Raw genomic sequence first — 17,001 nt, 5'->3', positions numbered from 1 at the left:
ATAATAAAATATACATTTAGTACAAAGAAAAAACTAAATCAATATCACGGACATTGCTTAATTTTTTCCAAAAAAGTGCTGAGAGTTATATCTTCTAAATATTTTTCAAAATATAATTCAGCTTCATCGAATATTTGATCCATAACTACCTGAGTATTGGAAGATATGACACATTGTTTCTCCGGATCACCTGTACACCACTTTGGTTTCAAGGTTCCATGTGAGACGGTTATATAAATATCTGCCAAACTTACCTCTTCAGGGTTACAGTCTAGAATATAGCCTCCGCCAACGCCTTCTTTAGTTTTAACAAATCCCTTTTTTCTTAAGCAGCTCATCATTTTCCGAATCCTTGCCGAGTTTGTACAAACGTTTTCTGCGATAGACTCACTGCTTGCCATATGATCTGGTAGATAAGCTAAATAGACCAAACTATGGACAGCTATTGTAAAATCACTATTCACTTTTCGCATCCTCCTCAAGGAGATTACTGTAATATTATAATTTACAGTTGATAAAGTCAAGTCAAAAAACTCAACAGCTTCCTCAACTATGTAGATCGGTTTATACCATGAAATCCCCCTAACCACAAAGGATAGAGGGAATCACATTCATTTGATTCTGGTGATGAATCTCATTGTTGAGAAAGATTCAATGCTGTATTAGCCGCTTTTAGATTCACCTGCGATTGCTCACTTATATCCTGTGGATGATAATAACCTTTTGAAACCATATAATCACTTATTAACCCATGTGTTTCTACAGAAGACCTCAGCTGTTCCCGTAATGTAGCCCTCAATTCAGGTGAAGCTGTTTCTGTTATGGCGAAAGCCGTATTTCTTATTCCTGATTTGGCAGAATTCAGAAAGTCAGTAGCAATCACCTGATCGGTCATACCACCCATACCCGCCATATTTTGCAAAAAGTTAGTCATTGTCTTCCCTCGCCTTGATTTACCAGGATTTCCTGTAATTTTTGAATATGCTCTCTTCCGTTGCTCATGTCCTGTAAAAGAATGTTTTTTAATTCGGTATCTTGGACTAACCCATTCATTGTAGCTGCTTTTGATAGACAAAGGCTTTTGAAATTCAATATTTCATGCAATTCTAACGTTTCATGCAGTCCCAACTTTTCCACTAAAAGTATCTCACCTTTCATTTAAATTCTCATACTTATCTTTCGTTGTTCAAAAGCTCTTATTCATTCCTTTTCATTTTTCTATAAAAGGTTATAAAACATTAAAAAACAACATGTAGTCCTCTGTATACCCGAGAGTTGAATTGGGAAAATTACCTTTGTTACATAGACTTAGGAGGTGATTGAATGGAAAATGAAAAGCTGGCATTTCACGAGACCATGGAAACCCATGAAATATTAAATTTTAAAACAATATGCTTAATGAAATCCAAATTAATGCAAGGAATTTGTTTTGACAATGATTTAAAAGCATTAATGGAAAAAGACGTACAGCAATCTATAGTAGCCATTAATGAACTTATGACTTTTTACGAAGGTGCCCGAACAAACCATATACAGTGAGGTGAGCTTTAATGGAAATGGATTATTTAGATCCCCTAGGTGCTGAACATATGCCTGAAATGGCGGATTCCTCTTTTGCCCTGGATTTCCTACTGTCGGTCAAAAGCGGTATTCATACGTATGGCATCGCATTGTCAGAAACAGCCAGTCCAGAATTGCGTAAAACATTATACCGGCAAATGGAGCAATCCATTGATTTACATGCAGAAATATCCGATTTAATGATAAGTAAAGGCTGGCTTTATCCAAATGATGTAGGAAAGCAAGTTGAATTGGATCTGAAATCAGCTGAAATGGCAGTTAGCATCGCTGGGATGAAGTTGTTCCCTAACGATACAGATAGACTCGGAATGTTCGCAACGCCGAATAAATAGAGGAGGAAGTTTAATGAAAGCCGTAACTTACCAGGGCAATAAAAACGTGCAGGTCAAAGAGGTTAAAGACCCGCATATCAAAAATTCTGATGATATCATCGTAAAAATTACTGCTTCGGCCATTTGCGGTTCGGATTTGCACTTGATTCATCAAATGATTCCTAATATGCCAACGGATTATGTTATTGGTCATGAGCCAATGGGGGTTGTCGAGGAAGTTGGTCCTGGTGTAAATAAATTGAAAAAGGGAGATCGTGTAATCATCCCCTTTAACGTTAGCTGCGGAAGCTGCTGGTATTGCGACAATGACCTTACAAGTCAGTGCGATAACTCGAATCCTCATGGGGAAATGGGCGGATTTTTTGGATATTCAGAAACAACTGGCGGCTATGCGGGAGGACAAGCAGAATACATGCGGGTTCCTTATGGGAATTTCACACCTTTTAAGATTCCAGAAGACTGTGAGATTGAAGATGAAAAATTGATATTACTCGCCGATGCAGCTTCAACTGCATTTTGGAGCGTCGACCATGCAGGAGTGAAACCAGGTGATACAGTAATCATCTTAGGCTGCGGTCCCGTTGGATTACTCGTACAAAAATTCGCTTGGTTCAAAGGAGCGAAGAGGGTCATTGCCGTCGATCATCTCAACTATCGTTTGGAACATGCAAAACGGACAAATAAAGTCGAAATCGTTAATTTCGAACAATATGAAAACGCAGGGGAATATCTAAAAGAAATAACTAAAGGCGGAGCTGATATCGTAATTGACTGTTCAGGCATGAGTGGTAAAATGACCCCAATGGAATATCTTGCAACGGGGCTTAAGCTGCATGGCGGTGCAATGGGTGGTCTTGTAATCGCCTCCCAAGCGGTCCGTAAAGCAGGAACCATCCAAATAACCGGTGCTTACGGAGGGCGTTATAACGGCTTTCCGCTAGGAGATATATTTCAAAGAAACGTGGATATCAAGACCGGACAAGCTCCTGTTATCCCTTATATGCCATATCTTTATAATCTTATATCTGAAGGGAAAGTTGATCCTGGCGATGTCGTAACCCACGTACTACCATTGGATCAAGCTAAACATGGTTACCAAGTATTCGATACAAGGACAGACGGATGCATTAAAGTGGTTTTAAAACCATGAGCATTATATAGAAAATTGAATGGCCAGTCACTCAAATTCAGGAACCTTACATGCAATATAGTAAGTTTCTGAATTTGATGAATCCTGTGTAGAATCATGAAAGTCTATGAAACCTTTCAAGCCTCATGATTGCCACCCTTTTATCTTTAGTTAGCTTCATCATTTTTACTCCTGCTTATCCACTAACAACATAAAAAACCCCTCTCTCCGATTTGGTTTTATCAGAGAAAGAAGTTTAGGATTAGTATTTGAAAGATAAAGCAAAAACTAGGAAAATTTATGATGAAAGATACACTCTTCAAGGTAGTTATGATTTGCTTATCTTATAAATGCTATCTTATTTTGTTTGTTGTTTATTCATGGCGCTCATCATTTGATTAATTTTCTTTTGGGATGGTTTCATACCCATTTGCATCATCATCATTTTCAGCATCTGTTCGTTAATTGGCGGATTTTTCTTTAAGTAATCCATCATGTATTTACGAGCGATGAAAAATCCCAGCACTACTCCAGCAATCAATGCCAGTACGCCAACTAGAATGTAAATCCACATACTATTTCCTCCTTCGTGTTGTCTAACATCAGTGTACTAGACCAAAGGTTATTATACAATACCCGCTACCGAAAAGTCCCCCATTTAGACAAATTTTCTTTCTTTTATCGGTTTTAACCAACCGTATTTTTCATGTTCAAAATCAATGGCCAGAAAACTCGCTTCATATTTTCGAATACTTTCAAAGAAAGCCGTCTCCGCTTCATAGTCTCCTTCAGCTTCAAGAGTAATGGACTCATTCTGAATAATTAAAACGGCTTTACTTGATCCGTTTGTTTTTTCTAAATAGTATTTTCCATTTTGAGTCCAATAATTCATCTTTTTTTGCAAACGTTGTTCAATCGCTAACTGCAACTGGATAATCGGGACTGTTTTGGTGACATATTCGATTTGTTTTTGCAAAATACTCTTCAGTCTGCCCCTTGCTTGAATATACTCCAAAAACAAATTGAAAAATAGCTTTTCTCTTCCATAATAATGATGGGCAAATTCATCTTCGATTAAATAAATTTGATAGGTTCTCATCAGCCAATGCCTCCTAGCTTTCCTATTTTGGTCACGAAAACATCTAACTACCAGGACCCTCTCCACTATTTTCCACTATGATGACTTTCCCCTTTAACTGACACATTTAAACGAAATTTATTTATTCTCATTATATATTGACAAACTAAAAAGATATGTAGTTTACTGGAGAAATTTTCTTCTTTTTTTGTCGAATGGAAGATTTCCTTTAGAATAGGGGCACATTCCATATAAAATAGGATTGTTTTTGATAAAAAAAACTGACACCAATCTAGTTGGTGTCAGTTCTCCCTTACTATTATTTAAGCATTTCCTTAACACGGGCAACTACATTTTCTACAGTGAAACCAAATTCCTCCATGATTTTACCGCCTGGTGCAGAAGCTCCAAAATGATTGATGGCCAATATTTCACCCTCATCACCTGCATAACGATCCCAGCCAAACGGTGAAGCCACTTCGATAGCTAGGCGTTTTTTCACTGCCGGATTGATTACGCTTTGTTTATATTCTTTAGATTGAGTTTCAAATCGATCCCATGATGGCATGCTGATTACCGCAACATCAATTCCTTCGTTCGCTAAAGCTTTCTGTGCTTCTACAGCCAAGTTCACTTCGGAACCAGTGGCAAGAAGTAATGCATCGGCTACTTCTTTCTTAGAAGCAGAGATGATGTAAGCCCCTTTTGAAACACCTTCATACGCAGTTTTGGAAGTGTCTTTTATTGTTGGCAATCCTTGACGAGTCAGTACAAGAGCAGTTGGTTTATTTGTAGACTCCATAGCCACTTTCCAGGCTGCTGCCGTTTCATTGCCATCAGCTGGACGGATTACCCCTAGGTTAGGCATTGCACGCAATGATGCTAATTGTTCGATTGGCTCATGAGTCGGTCCGTCTTCCCCTACAGCAATGCTGTCATGAGTGAATACATAGTTTACAGGCAGTCCCATTAATGCTGCCATTCTTATGGCAGGACGTAGATAATCAGAGAATACGAAGAATGTTCCTCCGTATACTTTTAATCCACCATGAAGCGCCATTCCATTTAAGGCCGCACCCATAGCGAATTCACGTACACCGAACCATATATTACGGCCACTGTAATTACCAGGTAATAGATCTGTCTCACCTTTGATGGCAGTATTATTAGATCCGGCTAAATCCGCAGAACCCCCAATGAAGCTAGGGACCTTTTTGGCAATCGCATTTAGTACTTCCCCACTTGAAGCACGGGAAGCTAATGTCTTACCTTCTTCATAGACCGGAATTTCCTGATCCCATTCAGCAGGCAGTTCACCTTTGATGGCAAGCTCCAATTGCTGTGCTAACTCAGGATGTGCTTCTTTGTAATTTTTGAACAATTCATTCCAAGCTTCTTCTTTTTGAGCGCCTGCATCAACAACAGCTTCATTGAAGTGTGAATACACTTCTTCCGGAACATGGAAGTCCTCTTCGAATGTCCATTTATATGCTTCTTTTGTCAATTTCAGCTCATCTGCACCAAGCGGAGCGCCGTGAACAGCAGATTTACCTGAACGATTAGGTGAACCGTAACCAATAACCGTTTTCACTTCGATTAATGTTGGGCGTGCATCGTCGGTTTTCGCTTCTTCAATCGCTTTAGCAATTTCCTGAAGATCGTTCCCATCCTCAACACGGATATATTGCCATCCATAAGATTTGAACCGGTCTGCTACGCTTTCACTAAATGATTGACTTAAGTCGCCGTCAAGGGAAATATCATTAGAATCATATAAAACAACGAGTCTTCCGAGTTGTAGATGTCCTGCTAATGAAGCGGCTTCTGCCGAAACACCTTCCATTAAATCTCCATCTCCACAAATGCTATATGTATAATGGTCGACCACATTATAAGAATCGCGGTTATAGCTTTCTGCCAAGTGACGTTCTGCCATTGCCATTCCGACTGCCATTGCGATACCTTGTCCAAGCGGGCCAGTAGTTGCATCTACACCAGCCGTATGTCCGAATTCAGGATGTCCTGGAGTTTTACTGCCCCATTGACGGAAGCTTTTCAAATCATCGATAGATAAGCCATAGCCCGATAAATGAAGAAGGCTGTATAAAAGCATAGACCCATGACCAGCTGAAAGAACAAAGCGATCTCTATTAAACCAATCTGGATTTTTCGGGTTATGGTTCATATATTCGGTCCATAGTTTATACGCCATCGGTGCTGCACCCATTGGCATACCTGGATGGCCGGAATTAGCCTTTTCAATTGCATCAATCGATAATGTACGAATCGTATTAATAGAAAGTGCATCTAATTTATCTAACATATCGTAAAAACATCCCTTCCTGTAATGTACCTCTTTATATTATAGTGACAAGCATAATATCACAACTAAAATCACTATTTACTGCCCCAATATTACAATTTTCTAGAAATAAGGGAAGTCCCCTATTTAGATTAAACTAAATAGGAGAATACATACATGAATGCACTCCCTTTTTACTCCTAAATGCTAAGAGGATCCTCAAACGGAATGTTCCATCAGGTGAATCCAAGCATTATTAATGTAAGTTTCTTTTTTCTTTTATATTTTTTATCTTTTGAGGAGTGACGTCATTACCTTCTGGATCAACGACTTTCACATGCTCCAATGTATCGGTCATGGACTTTCTGAATGTTTCCAAATACTCACTTCTCAATTGGGTTTGCTCTTTCGCCTCAATTTCGGTCAAACCTTCAGACTTTGCCTTTTTAGAAAGTTCATTAATACGGGCTAATTTTTCTTTTGATAACATAATTTCGCTCCTTCATAATCTCCGGATATTGTCATGGTATTAAAAAAAAAGCGAAATTACAAGTTCTATGATTTACTTTCCTGTGTATTCAGTTGATGTTCGAGAAAACGCCTGTTCACAGTAGCCTTAGATACATTGTATCCAAAGCCCCTTAAAGTTGCTGCGATTTCTGCAAATGTCAATCCATTGGCCCGAAGTTTAATAATTTCTTCAATAGGGATCTCCATACGTTCCCTTCCAGTGGAATTCCTTTGATTCTGGAGATTTTTTTGAGGACGGTACCCTTTTTCAACGGCCCTTATCATCCCGCGCTTTATTTTAAGATTATGTAGTTTCCTTTGATATTCTTCTACAATACCGACTATCTGAATGACCATGGCATCCGAATCCGATAACTCAAGCTGCCCGTCGTGTGAGAGCGTATAAATTTTCACATCTTCTTTAAGGATGACATGGAAAAGGGCTATTTTGGCATTCCCTCTTCCCAGTCTTGTTTCGTCCTGGATTAATAGTACTTCAGCTTCTTTGGTTTTAAATAGTTCGAGCATGTCAAAAATGCCATCCCGATTCAACTCATAACCACTTGCCTGTTCTTTTATTATGGAAATGACTTCAACATCCATCTTTTCTGCCAATTTGACTAATTCATCTTCCTGCCTTGCCAATGATGTTTCCTGTGACTCTTTTTCTGTGCTGACCCTACAATAGATTACCGCCTTCATAATACCCTACCTTCACTACTTACTGCTCACTTGCCAAATTCTGGACAAGTTCTTCCCCTTTAACCGGTATGACGATGACTTGACCGGGTTTAATCGAATCCGCCCTGACTCCGTTATGCTCTTCTATCCAACCAATGAATTCTTTTTTTGTCAAATTTGCTTCCTCATATTCTTCGGCAATTCCCCATAGGGTATCACCTTCACTTACTTCTATAGAAAGGAAATCTTTTTTTTGATCATTGTCCAATGTACAAGAGAATAAAATTGAAAAGATGAATACTGATCCCGCTAATAGAATCGTATAAATATAATTTTTGTATAATTTTTTCATGAATATCCCTCCAAAGCGAATGTTCGTTCGTATGTTATGGTCAAATTATAATACGAACGTTTGTTTCAGTCAACAACAAAATTCGAACTTATGTTTGTATAGAATTGGGGGCCATGCTATAATGTAGCAAAGAACATTGGGGAAGAGGTGCACAAATGACTAAACTATCAAAACGGCAGCAAGATATTCTTGATTTCATTAAAGAAGAGGTCCGCCAAAAAGGGTATCCACCTTCCGTACGGGAGATTGGCGAAGCAGTGGGGCTTGCATCAAGTTCAACAGTACATGGACATTTATCCCGCCTGGAAAGTAAAGGCCTGATTAGACGCGACCCAACCAAGCCTAGGGCCATTGAAATAATGAATTCGGAGGAAGCGAACAATATTCCCAAAGCCAATGTCGTGAACGTGCCGTTACTTGGAAAAGTAACAGCGGGTATGCCTATAACGGCCATTGAGAACATAGAAGAATACTTTCCGCTTCCCGAAAGCATGGTTCCACATGATGACCATGTATTCATGCTGGAAATCATGGGTGAAAGTATGATCGAAGCAGGAATTCATGATGGAGATTATGTCATCGTGAAACAACAAAGCAGTGCCAATAATGGAGATATCGTCGTGGCCATGACGGAAGATGATGAAGCCACTGTAAAACGATTCTTTAAGGAACCGGATTACATAAGGCTTCAGCCTGAGAACTCAAATATGGAACCAATTATTTTACGAGATGTTTCGATACTTGGAAAAGTAATAGGCTTATATAGACAAATACACTAAAAGCGCTATCCGCGCTTTTTTTGTTTGTTTAATTTATGTCTCGAATTCTCTCAATATGCATACGGAAGAGTAGGTTTTGATATATTTTTTTAATAGACTCAATTTTCATGGGAATATTAACATCTTTTATAACGGATGAAAGGTGTACCATCGTCTTTCTTGGTATAAGTACTTTGGAAAGAAACTCATTCAAATAAAGGAGAGCGTTAAAATACCGCTCCCTGTTAAAATTCATTTCACTCTTAATCTTTGGTTCACTTTAATAAGGTTAGATCTACCAAGCCGTTCCACTTGAATCTGAACTTGTGTAGTACCATATGCCTTTGCTAGAGCAGAGACGAAATCCCCTTTTTTGACAATATGATAAACCTCTTCGATGGCTTACATCGTATTTAGTTAAATCACTTGTTTCGTTAAGTTTCACCAGTTTTTCTGTATATTCCGGATCTGAGGCGCACCCCGTATCGAATATGCTTTTTCACCATATATTTATATACAACAAAAACAGGAGTTCAATAAATGGACCCCTGCTTTAATTAATGATCTTTTATAGTTTCTTTTCGAAAGTTACTTCTATAAATAAAGGTAACCATCACAATTAAAATTGCAAGAACGGCGTAGATTTTACTGAAGTTAAAACTATTGTGATCTAACAAAAATGGATTAAGTTGTAGACTTGGACTTTTAACTTCTAATGCTTTACTTATTAATCTAGTTGCTGTAGCACCTGCGATGAAGTTCATCATCATAAAAATGCCCATACCTACACCTGCTTGTTTTTTTTGATAGCGAACGTGACACAGTATTACCTAACGCAATTTGTATAAATGTTTGACCAACATAAGCAAAAATAAGCACAATCATAATGAAATATGGAGAGGAACCTGCAAGAATTGACAAAATCCCATATCCTAAAAAGAAACATAATAATGCTGTGTATGCAACAAACCCATTTCCTTTTTGATCCGCGAGCTTCCCGCCTTTTCTCCCTAGGATAGCTGCAAGAACCGCCCCAGGAAACATTAGAAGTCCACTACTCCTTGAAGTAAAAGAGGTGTAAGGTACGGTATACCAAACCCAATCCCAGAACTTAGAGCTGAGACTAGTAGTCCCCCAGAGAAAGTTCTATTTTCAAATATCTTCCCTTGTATGAAAGGATTTTGAGCTACTCGAATTCTCCATAAAAATAAGATAAAAAAGACAATTCCGATAAAAGCAAGTGATAAAGACCCTTGCGTAATAGCTAAAAGAAGAAAAGCAAGCGTTCCGGCAAGTAAAAAGGCTACAATCAAATCTGTTTTATTTTTCACCTTTTCTTCCTCGCTATCTAGAAAAATCCTAAAGAACGGAAGCGTCAGTCAAATCGGATGTTTGTCTATGATTACTTCCTTCTGTAAGTGCTTTTACTGCAATACCAGCAATATCAGCTTCATGGATTCTGGCAGTTAAATTATCAGGAAATGCAGTGATAGCCATTCCTGCCACCCTTTGGTTATTGGCTAATTCATTTCCATTTTCATTCCATCTACATCATTGTTTGCAGAATAAAACGGGTTGGTATATGGCTATCCAAGCCACTAAAAATTGGTATTTTGCCTTATAAAGAATCTATCAAAGGGCGGAATAAATCAATACAGGCTGTCACTCGTTGCAATTCATAAAATCTTTTTTTTGCCAGGGAACCTGAATTGGCATTTTACCCTCACCCCCTCTTTTACCCCAAAAAAGACCCTCTCAACTAAGAGAAGGCATTTCACTATTTCTCAATATAGACCGAACGAATCAGCGTCCGGGTTCTTTCAGTACCATCCACATTTTTTTCCTTGACATCTATTGTTACATTATAAACACCTGACTTAGGTACTTCTGGAAGGGTACCAGTAAAATTTTCGGTATCCATTACATTAATTGAGCTTTTTTCACTAACTTCATCACCGGTTTCATCTATTAGATGAACCAAAAATGTTGTGCTTATTGGTCCTTTTTTATCATTCAATGGATTCTTTATTAAAAACTTTGCATCTTTTTGCTTAACTTTACCGGCCATACTTAATGTAATGGGATTCTTTTCGTTAAATTGTGCTGTGAACAAGTAGGCGTCTTTTGACGATTTAGTCTTCATTCGTACTTTCCAGTCACCAATTTCAAGGTTATTTCTATAGAATGATTGGATGGTTGCTCCATTAAAAAAGGAAGTTTCATTTTTGGCTGAATGAACCTTTAAGGAAGGTGAATACTTTTTATTGGATGGAGAAATCAATTCAACCTCAACATCATTTGAGGCTGTATATATGGTTATATTACCTGGGGCTGCTTCATTTACATGGAAGACTTGTTCGATCCAGACATTTTTTTTCAGGACATCACCCAGAACGGTTTGAGCGAGTGCGGTTGTGATGACATCATCTTCAACTCGTTCTTTATAATTGACATTAAATACAGGAATCCCAGCGGTGGAAGTGCTTCTTAAATAGGGTTCAATTCTTGAAAATACAGCTGAACCGACTCGAATATTGTCGTGATCAAAGTTGGGATCCGTAAATAAATGTGTTGCGTAGGGGATTTTTGTACTCCATACATTCACTAGACCATCATTTTCTCCATATGAAGATAAATATTGTCCCCCCATTGATAAAGCTGAAAGTACCGGGCCTCTGTTCATACCTGCCACAGTGAAATACATGTTTTTACGAGAGTTAACATGGTTATCCGTGACAGAACGAAATTCCGCCATTTTACCAACTTGTAAAGAATAAGTTCCATCATCTTTTTGACCTAATAAGGAACCAAGCCAGCCCGCATACCAGCTATAAGCCAAATCAGCTAGGTAAGAACCATGATGAGGGGAAGCTAAAGTGATGACCCTTCCAACATATTGGTGTGCTCCATAGTGTACTAGAGCCGCTTGGGTGTCTGGCCCGCCTTTGCTGTGAGCTATAATATTTACTTTTTCGCCCCCGAAATGGTTACTGATTTCTGAGAGCATTTGAGCTAAAAGCCTTCCATTAGCATATTGGCTCACTGATCCATTTCCAGCTGAATCATGAAGCTGAACAAAAACCGTTTGGTAGCCTGCTTCATACGCCTTGGTATACATATCATTGACACCATGATATTCCGTTTCACCGTACCAGCTGGTTGAACTGCTATTTTTCCCTTGAACAAACACGATCGGTGGTTTCTCTGTGTCAAGATTGGGAGGAATTCCTCCAAGAAACCAATCCCCTGGACTGAAAGTTTCGGAGGGCGGCTTCAATTTCCCTGCTGAGGAAATGTCTGGCTTAGCCATAATTAATATGGTTAGAATAAGGACAAGAAAAACGACATAATTGATTACATTCCTTTTCAATTGTTATCTCCTCCAATATCCTGTGGTATTTTTTCGAACTCATCCTATTATCAATGCCCTCCTTCCCAGACCTTCCATAGCCTTCATTAGTATATATTTGTACTTTTGCATACCATTACCTGCTACCTTCATAAAGATGGGAGAAAAAAACTAGAAGAAGTTCATTAAAAATGGAGATAAAGTATGAAGATTCGCCTTCAATTCATTTATGTATGCACTCTTTTTCCTTTTATGAAGACGTACTTACAGAGGAAATCCTTAAAATCGAATGCTTCACGTTCGAAAAAAGAGAACAAGCCCTTATCCTGCAAAGGATAGAGGGCTTGTTCATCCATATTAACTTTTCCTTCGAATTTGCCATTGTCCAATTGCTCCTATTCATGGTGTTTTAAAGTCCGTCCTATACATTAAGTAAATTAAATTCTTTCACAGCAATTGGCTGTCATTCATTGGGCTTAGAATCAATCGTCTATTTACTACAAAATATCAGCATACAGGCCCCTTTTTTAATGAACACAAAAGAAGTTTGGATTTTTACTCATTTAAGCACTCCCCCCCTCCTACATACCCGTATCCCCCATGAGAACAGGATCAATAATTTCAGTGATAAGCTCGTCCTTCCGGTAGTACAATTTGACAACACCGTCGTGTACGATAATATCCTCAATGACATCTCTACGAATTTCCTTTCCAATCTTGAATAGGCTAACGGCAGCAGCTGCTACTGCAACTTCAAAAGAATTAATTTCCCTTTCCACTTTTTTCACCTTCTTTCCATTACTTGAATCTTGTCCCATGGAAGTTAGGATTATATTGATTAGACTTTACATTCCGAATGGCCAATCTGGTGAAGAAATACTGGTACATTTGAACTTTCAACTACATTTGAAGTGTAGGTGAGGATCAAAAAAAATGATATCGTCGATCGAGAATCCTACACATTCAGCAAATAAATAAGCCTTATCGATTCGCAAAGGAATCTTATATTGCTCATAGTCAATGTATGTCCTCTTCGCCATCTTCAGCACTTTAGCCATTTCATCTTGAGTTAATCCTTTATACTTCCTCGCTTGTTTAAGTGTGAACTTAACGTTTGTCATATCTTGTCACCACCCGTCTAAAAAATAATATCACACTTGAAGTATAGTTACCAACAACTTTTCGCAAAATTCACGCACTTTAAATTTACTCACTTTCACTCATAGTGTATATTCAAGTAAGAGGTGAAGAAATATGCACATTGGTGAACGGATTAAAATGTTAAGAAAAGAAAGAAAAATGACACAAGAAGATTTGGCAAATATATTAAAAGTGGCCCCAACGGCTGTTTCAGCTTGGGAATCCGGACGGAATAAACCTTTAATGGATAAATTGAGCATGATGTCCACATGCTTTGAAATACCGCTATCCCACCTCATTGAAGGAGCACCTATCGTTAGAAATAATCCTGGAATGCAATTTCTAAATGAAAAGAATGTAAGATTAATTGGTGTCTACGGAAATATCCCTGCTGGAGAGCCTAATTTTACCAACGAATATATAGAAACCTATATGCCGACATTAAATTCGATGCTAAAATCGAATAAAGAATATTTTTTCCTTAGAGTGAATGGCAATAGCATGAACAAAGAATTCAGAGACGGATCATTGATTCTCGTTGAAAAAACAACCTATGTCGAAAACGGAAAAATTGGTGTGGTTTTAGTAAATGGTCACGATGCTACGGTTAAAAAAGTGAATATCAATGAAGAAAACATCACACTCACTCCCTGCAGCACGGATCCTTTTTATGAAGAAAAAACCTATAATATCAAAAATGATAGAGTCCGAATTTTAGGAAAAGTGGTTCAAGCCATTAAAATATACGATTAATATCCATCCCGGGGGTTTCTTTACGGAAATGAAAATAAATGAATAATGAGCAACAATACATAGATTCAATTCTACATATTAGGTACAAGCCATCATGGTTTGTGCTATTTAGTATCGTTCTTTAGATTACTTATTTCATTGAGTGAATGTATTTGGAAACTATATGTGTCCTAGGACGCTTTTTCCAGTAAATTTCCCTTACATGCAGATAAACTGGTATACAAGATCCAAGGGATTTTTCCCTCCGTATATCAGTTTTAAGAATGAGATTTTAATATTAGAGGCTAATAATATTTTGGTCATAATATTTCCCTTACACTCCTTCAGCCATTATCGAAGTAATGGAACAAATCAGGACGGTAGAATGCACCTGATTATTTCATTACATGCATTTTCCTGAACCAAGAAAAGCCTCTCTCTTTTTGAGAAGGGCTTCATGCGTGGTGTGCTTTCTGGAAGTTATGAATAATTTAACCAGTCAATTATCAATTATTCATTTCACTCGCAATTTCTGGTTTACTGTAATGGTATACTGACTGTCAAGACCATTCCAATCTTTAATTTGCTGAACCGTACTGCCATAAGCAATGCTTAAGGAATATACGGTATCCCCACTAACGACAGTGTGGTATACAGCTGTACTTTTCTTTGTAAGATTGAAGCATTTAACTAAACCGTTTACATGTCCGCGAGCCAGTGATTCGATAAAGGATGCCGTTTTCAATTTGGCTGCGTCATTGACATTATCGATAAATCCATTTTCAGTCAGTAGTGCAGGCATGTCCGTTTCACGGAGTACATGTAAATCTCCTGTTTTTTGTCCTCTGTCTTGGATGTTGATAAGCTTCATGACCTCTGAATGAATATGATCTTGATACGTTTTCGTTATCTGGTTAGTGGACGTATAAATGTAATCCTCGTACCCAGTTCCGCCGCCAGCATTAATGTGGATGGAGAGATAAAAGTCAGCTCCCCACGCGTTCGCTGCATTTGTACGATCGTTTAAGGAGGGGTACGTATCTTGAGTCCTGCTCATTTTTACAGAAACATTATTATATTCTATTAATAAGATGTCTTTGATTCGAGTTGCAATGGATAAAGTTAAATCCTTTTCTTTCAATCCATTCCCCACCGAGCCTGGATCCGTACCGCCATGGCCGGGATCAATAAATACTTTTACCATTTCTATCACCTCTATTAATCTTATGTTACGTATTAACAAATGCTTGTACACATAACTATCGGATTAAAGAAATTTCAAAATAATATAGAATTCTTCTTCTCGGCTGCCGTTCCCCAAAAAAACACACCTATTTATCAGGAATTATTGGAGGATAAGCCACCTATAAACAAAGGTTGGAAGGAGATAGAAGCTATTGGTTTCATTTATTGAAATTGTAGCCAGATGCTAAATGGATTCTTTGAATATATTTTTTACGAAAGTTATAGACCAACTGGACACTTATCCTATAGATAATGTAACTTAAATGCCTAAACAGGTACGGTTAAAAGGAGAAATCGTATGATAAATGAATACGGTAAATTTGAACAATTAGTTAAAAATTTGGATCAAGGAAACAAGCTAATTCGAGCATGGAAATTAAAAGGCGGAATTTCTGCACAGGTGACAGGACTTGAAATATTACAATCGTCAGGGCAGATCGTAAAAATGATCGTTCGTCAGCATGGTGATAATGACTTGAAACGGAATCCAAATATTGCAGCAGATGAACATAAGCTCTTAGGGATATTGACAGCTGCCGGTTTGCCTGTACCGATGCCATATTACTTCGAGCAATCTTGCGAGACTTTTTCCAAGCCATGCATACTTATCGAGTTTATTGAGGGTAAGTCAGAATTCACCCCCTCAAATCTTAATGATCATATCTTACAATTGGCAATCAATCTAGCAAAAATCCATCGTGTTAATTGTGCAAATCTATCTTTATCATTCCTGCCTAAACTAGAAAATATATATGTCGAGATGTTAAAGAATGAAGATAGGGTAAACCTGGACGAAACATTAAATCTGAGCTTGATTAGAGATTTGCTAAAATCTTTCATGCCATTACCATCCATGAATAAGGAAGTGATCCTTCATGGAGATTATTGGCCAGGAAATATATTATGGAAAGAGGATAAACTAGTTTCCATAATTGATTGGGAAGACTCAGGCTTAGGGGACCCTTTGGCTGATCTTGCAAATAGTCAACTCGAAATTTTATATCATTTTGGAATGCAAGCGATGAATAACTTCACCAATCAATATAAATCCATGATGCCGGAGGTGAATTTTACAACCTTACCCGTCTGGCAATTATTTGCCGCATTACGGTTATCTACATTTCCTGAATGGGGCTTGGAAAAAAGCAAGGAAAATAACTGGCGGAAAAGACACAAGTCATTTGTTCGTCAAGCGATTAACCGAATTCGTTTACATTAATGTTTATTCAATTTTTTAAAAATGAGTGAAAGATCTGGTATGCCCGTGAATTTTTGATAAAGGCATTTATACCAGTCCCTTTATCAATTATTTTCATAAACTAATAATGACTTTCAAAAAAAGCAAGGAGGTGTTTAAATGTATAATAAGCCCTGGGGGCATCCGAAAGGCGGTCAATGTCCACCACAATATTGCCCTCCTCACAGAATGCCCACTCAGTATAATCCACCTCAAATCTCCCCAACAAAGCAATCTGTTAAAACTAATGTCATTAACACTGTGATTCCGGTTTTTCACCCGACACATACAACTACCGTGAATAAACACTTCAACACATTTATACCGCATACCCGAAGTATCGTGAAAGAGTGTTATTCCCAAAGCTTTGTTTGTGGAGTTCCTCAACCCCCCAGTTTTTCAAGGAGAATGATAAGATATTAATTAAAAAAACCCCTATTCGGGGTTTTTCAGTTTGTAGACAAAAGGGGTTCGGAATTAAAAAATTCTGAACCCCTTTTGAAATTCCCTTTGAATTTTCGCCTAAAGTTAAGAGATTGGGGCTCTACGAGCCCACTATGTTAGGCCATTTTTGG

24 protein-coding genes are annotated in these 17,001 nt (G+C 38.0%); 8 read left to right on the top strand and 16 right to left on the bottom strand.

The window, feature by feature from the left end; all coding sequences use genetic code 11:
• Positions 1-44: 44 nt before the first annotated feature.
• The 3 genes from Q8G36_RS22010 to Q8G36_RS22000 all read right to left on the bottom strand — a co-directional run bounded on the left by Q8G36_RS22010 (position 45) and on the right by Q8G36_RS22000 (position 1,158).
• On the bottom strand, positions 45-464 hold the full coding sequence (locus tag Q8G36_RS22010; protein ID WP_305161413.1) for an RrF2 family transcriptional regulator: 420 nt from the start codon (positions 462-464) through the stop codon (positions 45-47).
• A gap of 170 nt (positions 465-634) precedes the next feature.
• Positions 635-934, bottom strand: coding sequence for a spore coat protein (locus Q8G36_RS22005; protein ID WP_305161414.1), 300 nt, complete (start codon positions 932-934; stop codon positions 635-637).
• Positions 931-1,158 (bottom strand): hypothetical protein, encoded by a 228-nt coding sequence (locus tag Q8G36_RS22000; protein ID WP_305161415.1) that lies wholly within the window; start codon positions 1,156-1,158, stop codon positions 931-933. Before Q8G36_RS22000 ends, Q8G36_RS22005 begins: the two co-directional genes overlap by 4 nt.
• Before the next feature lie 165 nt (positions 1,159-1,323).
• On the opposite strand from Q8G36_RS22000, the gene Q8G36_RS21995 reads away from it, so the two are divergent.
• The 3 genes from Q8G36_RS21995 to Q8G36_RS21985 are packed head-to-tail and all read left to right on the top strand — an operon-like array spanning position 1,324 to position 3,063.
• Positions 1,324-1,539 carry a spore coat protein gene (locus tag Q8G36_RS21995; protein WP_305161416.1) on the top strand — a complete coding sequence of 72 codons (216 nt, stop codon included), beginning with the start codon at positions 1,324-1,326 and terminating at the stop codon, positions 1,537-1,539.
• 11 nt (positions 1,540-1,550) lie between these two features.
• On the top strand, positions 1,551-1,913 hold the full coding sequence (locus Q8G36_RS21990; protein ID WP_305161417.1) for a spore coat protein: 363 nt from the start codon (positions 1,551-1,553) through the stop codon (positions 1,911-1,913).
• 13 nt (positions 1,914-1,926) lie between these two features.
• A complete protein-coding gene (locus Q8G36_RS21985; RefSeq protein ID WP_305161418.1) occupies positions 1,927-3,063 on the top strand; it encodes a zinc-dependent alcohol dehydrogenase in 1,137 nt (378 codons plus the stop codon).
• 337 nt (positions 3,064-3,400) lie between these two features.
• Here Q8G36_RS21985 and Q8G36_RS21980 read toward each other — a convergent pair whose 3' ends face one another.
• From Q8G36_RS21980 to yneA, 6 genes are all read right to left on the bottom strand, one after another.
• The gene (locus Q8G36_RS21980; RefSeq protein WP_285767008.1) at positions 3,401-3,616 is read right to left on the bottom strand and encodes a YneF family protein; all 216 of its coding nucleotides are present in this window, start codon (positions 3,614-3,616) and stop codon (positions 3,401-3,403) included.
• A gap of 84 nt (positions 3,617-3,700) precedes the next feature.
• Positions 3,701-4,141 (bottom strand): sporulation inhibitor of replication protein SirA, encoded by a 441-nt coding sequence (gene sirA, locus Q8G36_RS21975; protein WP_305161419.1) that lies wholly within the window; start codon positions 4,139-4,141, stop codon positions 3,701-3,703.
• 298 nt (positions 4,142-4,439) lie between these two features.
• Complete coding sequence (gene tkt, locus Q8G36_RS21970; protein ID WP_305161420.1) at positions 4,440-6,443, bottom strand: transketolase; 2,004 nt, start codon at positions 6,441-6,443, stop codon at positions 4,440-4,442.
• Positions 6,444-6,678: 235 nt separating this feature from the next.
• Entirely contained in the window at positions 6,679-6,912 is a 234-nt protein-coding gene (locus Q8G36_RS21965; RefSeq protein ID WP_305161421.1) for a DUF896 domain-containing protein, read from the bottom strand.
• Positions 6,913-6,977: 65 nt separating this feature from the next.
• Entirely contained in the window at positions 6,978-7,634 is a 657-nt protein-coding gene (locus tag Q8G36_RS21960; RefSeq protein ID WP_305161422.1) for a YneB family resolvase-like protein, read from the bottom strand.
• A gap of 19 nt (positions 7,635-7,653) precedes the next feature.
• Entirely contained in the window at positions 7,654-7,965 is a 312-nt protein-coding gene (gene yneA, locus Q8G36_RS21955; RefSeq protein WP_305161423.1) for a cell division suppressor protein YneA, read from the bottom strand.
• Between the two features lie 155 nt (positions 7,966-8,120).
• Between yneA and lexA the strand changes: the two genes are divergently transcribed.
• Positions 8,121-8,744: a transcriptional repressor LexA gene (gene lexA, locus Q8G36_RS21950; RefSeq protein ID WP_063234646.1), complete on the top strand. Its 624-nt coding sequence runs from the start codon at positions 8,121-8,123 to the stop codon at positions 8,742-8,744.
• Between the two features lie 536 nt (positions 8,745-9,280).
• Here the strand turns inward: lexA and Q8G36_RS21945 are convergent.
• The 4 genes from Q8G36_RS21945 to Q8G36_RS21930 all read right to left on the bottom strand — a co-directional run bounded on the left by Q8G36_RS21945 (position 9,281) and on the right by Q8G36_RS21930 (position 12,033).
• Positions 9,281-9,505: a hypothetical protein gene (locus Q8G36_RS21945; RefSeq protein WP_305161424.1), complete on the bottom strand. Its 225-nt coding sequence runs from the start codon at positions 9,503-9,505 to the stop codon at positions 9,281-9,283.
• Between the two features lie 261 nt (positions 9,506-9,766).
• Positions 9,767-10,054 (bottom strand): hypothetical protein, encoded by a 288-nt coding sequence (locus tag Q8G36_RS21940; RefSeq protein WP_305161425.1) that lies wholly within the window; start codon positions 10,052-10,054, stop codon positions 9,767-9,769.
• Positions 10,055-10,082: 28 nt separating this feature from the next.
• The gene (locus Q8G36_RS21935; RefSeq protein WP_305161426.1) at positions 10,083-10,220 is read right to left on the bottom strand and encodes a hypothetical protein; all 138 of its coding nucleotides are present in this window, start codon (positions 10,218-10,220) and stop codon (positions 10,083-10,085) included.
• Positions 10,221-10,500: 280 nt separating this feature from the next.
• Entirely contained in the window at positions 10,501-12,033 is a 1,533-nt protein-coding gene (locus Q8G36_RS21930) for an esterase/lipase family protein (protein WP_305161434.1), read from the bottom strand.
• A 230-nt stretch (positions 12,034-12,263) separates the two neighbouring features.
• Here Q8G36_RS21930 and Q8G36_RS21925 point away from each other — a divergent pair, with 230 nt between their 5' ends.
• The gene (locus Q8G36_RS21925; protein WP_305161427.1) at positions 12,264-12,485 is read left to right on the top strand and encodes a hypothetical protein; all 222 of its coding nucleotides are present in this window, start codon (positions 12,264-12,266) and stop codon (positions 12,483-12,485) included.
• Between the two features lie 168 nt (positions 12,486-12,653).
• Here the strand turns inward: Q8G36_RS21925 and Q8G36_RS21920 are convergent, their stop codons facing one another.
• Positions 12,654-12,851 (bottom strand): hypothetical protein, encoded by a 198-nt coding sequence (locus Q8G36_RS21920; RefSeq protein ID WP_305161428.1) that lies wholly within the window; start codon positions 12,849-12,851, stop codon positions 12,654-12,656.
• A gap of 117 nt (positions 12,852-12,968) precedes the next feature.
• Entirely contained in the window at positions 12,969-13,193 is a 225-nt protein-coding gene (locus tag Q8G36_RS21915; protein ID WP_063234642.1) for a helix-turn-helix transcriptional regulator, read from the bottom strand.
• Between the two features lie 133 nt (positions 13,194-13,326).
• Between Q8G36_RS21915 and Q8G36_RS21910 the strand changes: the two genes are divergently transcribed.
• A complete protein-coding gene (locus Q8G36_RS21910) occupies positions 13,327-13,965 on the top strand; it encodes a LexA family protein (protein WP_305161429.1) in 639 nt (212 codons plus the stop codon).
• Positions 13,966-14,458: 493 nt separating this feature from the next.
• Here Q8G36_RS21910 and Q8G36_RS21905 read toward each other — a convergent pair whose 3' ends face one another.
• A complete protein-coding gene (locus Q8G36_RS21905; RefSeq protein ID WP_305161430.1) occupies positions 14,459-15,148 on the bottom strand; it encodes an N-acetylmuramoyl-L-alanine amidase in 690 nt (229 codons plus the stop codon).
• A gap of 339 nt (positions 15,149-15,487) precedes the next feature.
• Between Q8G36_RS21905 and Q8G36_RS21900 the strand changes: the two genes are divergently transcribed.
• Positions 15,488-16,408: an aminoglycoside phosphotransferase family protein gene (locus Q8G36_RS21900; RefSeq protein WP_305161431.1), complete on the top strand. Its 921-nt coding sequence runs from the start codon at positions 15,488-15,490 to the stop codon at positions 16,406-16,408.
• A gap of 138 nt (positions 16,409-16,546) precedes the next feature.
• The gene (locus Q8G36_RS21895) at positions 16,547-16,849 is read left to right on the top strand and encodes a CotD family spore coat protein (protein ID WP_336622981.1); all 303 of its coding nucleotides are present in this window, start codon (positions 16,547-16,549) and stop codon (positions 16,847-16,849) included.
• Positions 16,850-17,001: the final 152 nt, after the last annotated feature.

The sequence above is a fragment of the Peribacillus frigoritolerans genome, assembly GCF_030676415.1.
GTDB classification, from domain to species: domain Bacteria; phylum Bacillota; class Bacilli; order Bacillales; family DSM-1321; genus Peribacillus; species Peribacillus frigoritolerans_A.
Note: the sequence above shows the minus strand (reverse complement) of the source record. Positions and strands in the feature narration are given on the sequence as shown.

What these genes read in the sequence shown, in the direction of transcription:
- Q8G36_RS21915 (WP_063234642.1), bottom strand. Translation starts at nt 13,193, where the DNA reads ATGACAAACGTTAAGTTCACACTTAAACAAGCGAGGAAGTATAAAGGA.
- Q8G36_RS21900 (WP_305161431.1), top strand. Translation starts at nt 15,488, where the DNA reads ATGATAAATGAATACGGTAAATTTGAACAATTAGTTAAAAATTTGGAT.
- Q8G36_RS21935 (WP_305161426.1), bottom strand. Translation starts at nt 10,220, where the DNA reads ATGGCTATCACTGCATTTCCTGATAATTTAACTGCCAGAATCCATGAA.
- Q8G36_RS21945 (WP_305161424.1), bottom strand. Translation starts at nt 9,505, where the DNA reads ATGGGCATTTTTATGATGATGAACTTCATCGCAGGTGCTACAGCAACT.
- Q8G36_RS22005 (WP_305161414.1), bottom strand. Translation starts at nt 934, where the DNA reads ATGACTAACTTTTTGCAAAATATGGCGGGTATGGGTGGTATGACCGAT.
- Q8G36_RS21925 (WP_305161427.1), top strand. Translation starts at nt 12,264, where the DNA reads ATGGAGATAAAGTATGAAGATTCGCCTTCAATTCATTTATGTATGCAC.
- Q8G36_RS21990 (WP_305161417.1), top strand. Translation starts at nt 1,551, where the DNA reads ATGGAAATGGATTATTTAGATCCCCTAGGTGCTGAACATATGCCTGAA.
- Q8G36_RS21985 (WP_305161418.1), top strand. Translation starts at nt 1,927, where the DNA reads ATGAAAGCCGTAACTTACCAGGGCAATAAAAACGTGCAGGTCAAAGAG.
- tkt (WP_305161420.1), bottom strand. Translation starts at nt 6,443, where the DNA reads ATGTTAGATAAATTAGATGCACTTTCTATTAATACGATTCGTACATTA.
- lexA (WP_063234646.1), top strand. Translation starts at nt 8,121, where the DNA reads ATGACTAAACTATCAAAACGGCAGCAAGATATTCTTGATTTCATTAAA.
- Q8G36_RS21965 (WP_305161421.1), bottom strand. Translation starts at nt 6,912, where the DNA reads ATGTTATCAAAAGAAAAATTAGCCCGTATTAATGAACTTTCTAAAAAG.
- Q8G36_RS21930 (WP_305161434.1), bottom strand. Translation starts at nt 12,033, where the DNA reads ATGGCTAAGCCAGACATTTCCTCAGCAGGGAAATTGAAGCCGCCCTCC.
- Q8G36_RS21995 (WP_305161416.1), top strand. Translation starts at nt 1,324, where the DNA reads ATGGAAAATGAAAAGCTGGCATTTCACGAGACCATGGAAACCCATGAA.
- Q8G36_RS21895 (WP_336622981.1), top strand. Translation starts at nt 16,547, where the DNA reads ATGTATAATAAGCCCTGGGGGCATCCGAAAGGCGGTCAATGTCCACCA.
- Q8G36_RS21905 (WP_305161430.1), bottom strand. Translation starts at nt 15,148, where the DNA reads ATGGTAAAAGTATTTATTGATCCCGGCCATGGCGGTACGGATCCAGGC.
- Q8G36_RS22000 (WP_305161415.1), bottom strand. Translation starts at nt 1,158, where the DNA reads ATGAAAGGTGAGATACTTTTAGTGGAAAAGTTGGGACTGCATGAAACG.
- yneA (WP_305161423.1), bottom strand. Translation starts at nt 7,965, where the DNA reads ATGAAAAAATTATACAAAAATTATATTTATACGATTCTATTAGCGGGA.
- Q8G36_RS21910 (WP_305161429.1), top strand. Translation starts at nt 13,327, where the DNA reads ATGCACATTGGTGAACGGATTAAAATGTTAAGAAAAGAAAGAAAAATG.
- Q8G36_RS21960 (WP_305161422.1), bottom strand. Translation starts at nt 7,634, where the DNA reads ATGAAGGCGGTAATCTATTGTAGGGTCAGCACAGAAAAAGAGTCACAG.
- Q8G36_RS21980 (WP_285767008.1), bottom strand. Translation starts at nt 3,616, where the DNA reads ATGTGGATTTACATTCTAGTTGGCGTACTGGCATTGATTGCTGGAGTA.
- sirA (WP_305161419.1), bottom strand. Translation starts at nt 4,141, where the DNA reads ATGAGAACCTATCAAATTTATTTAATCGAAGATGAATTTGCCCATCAT.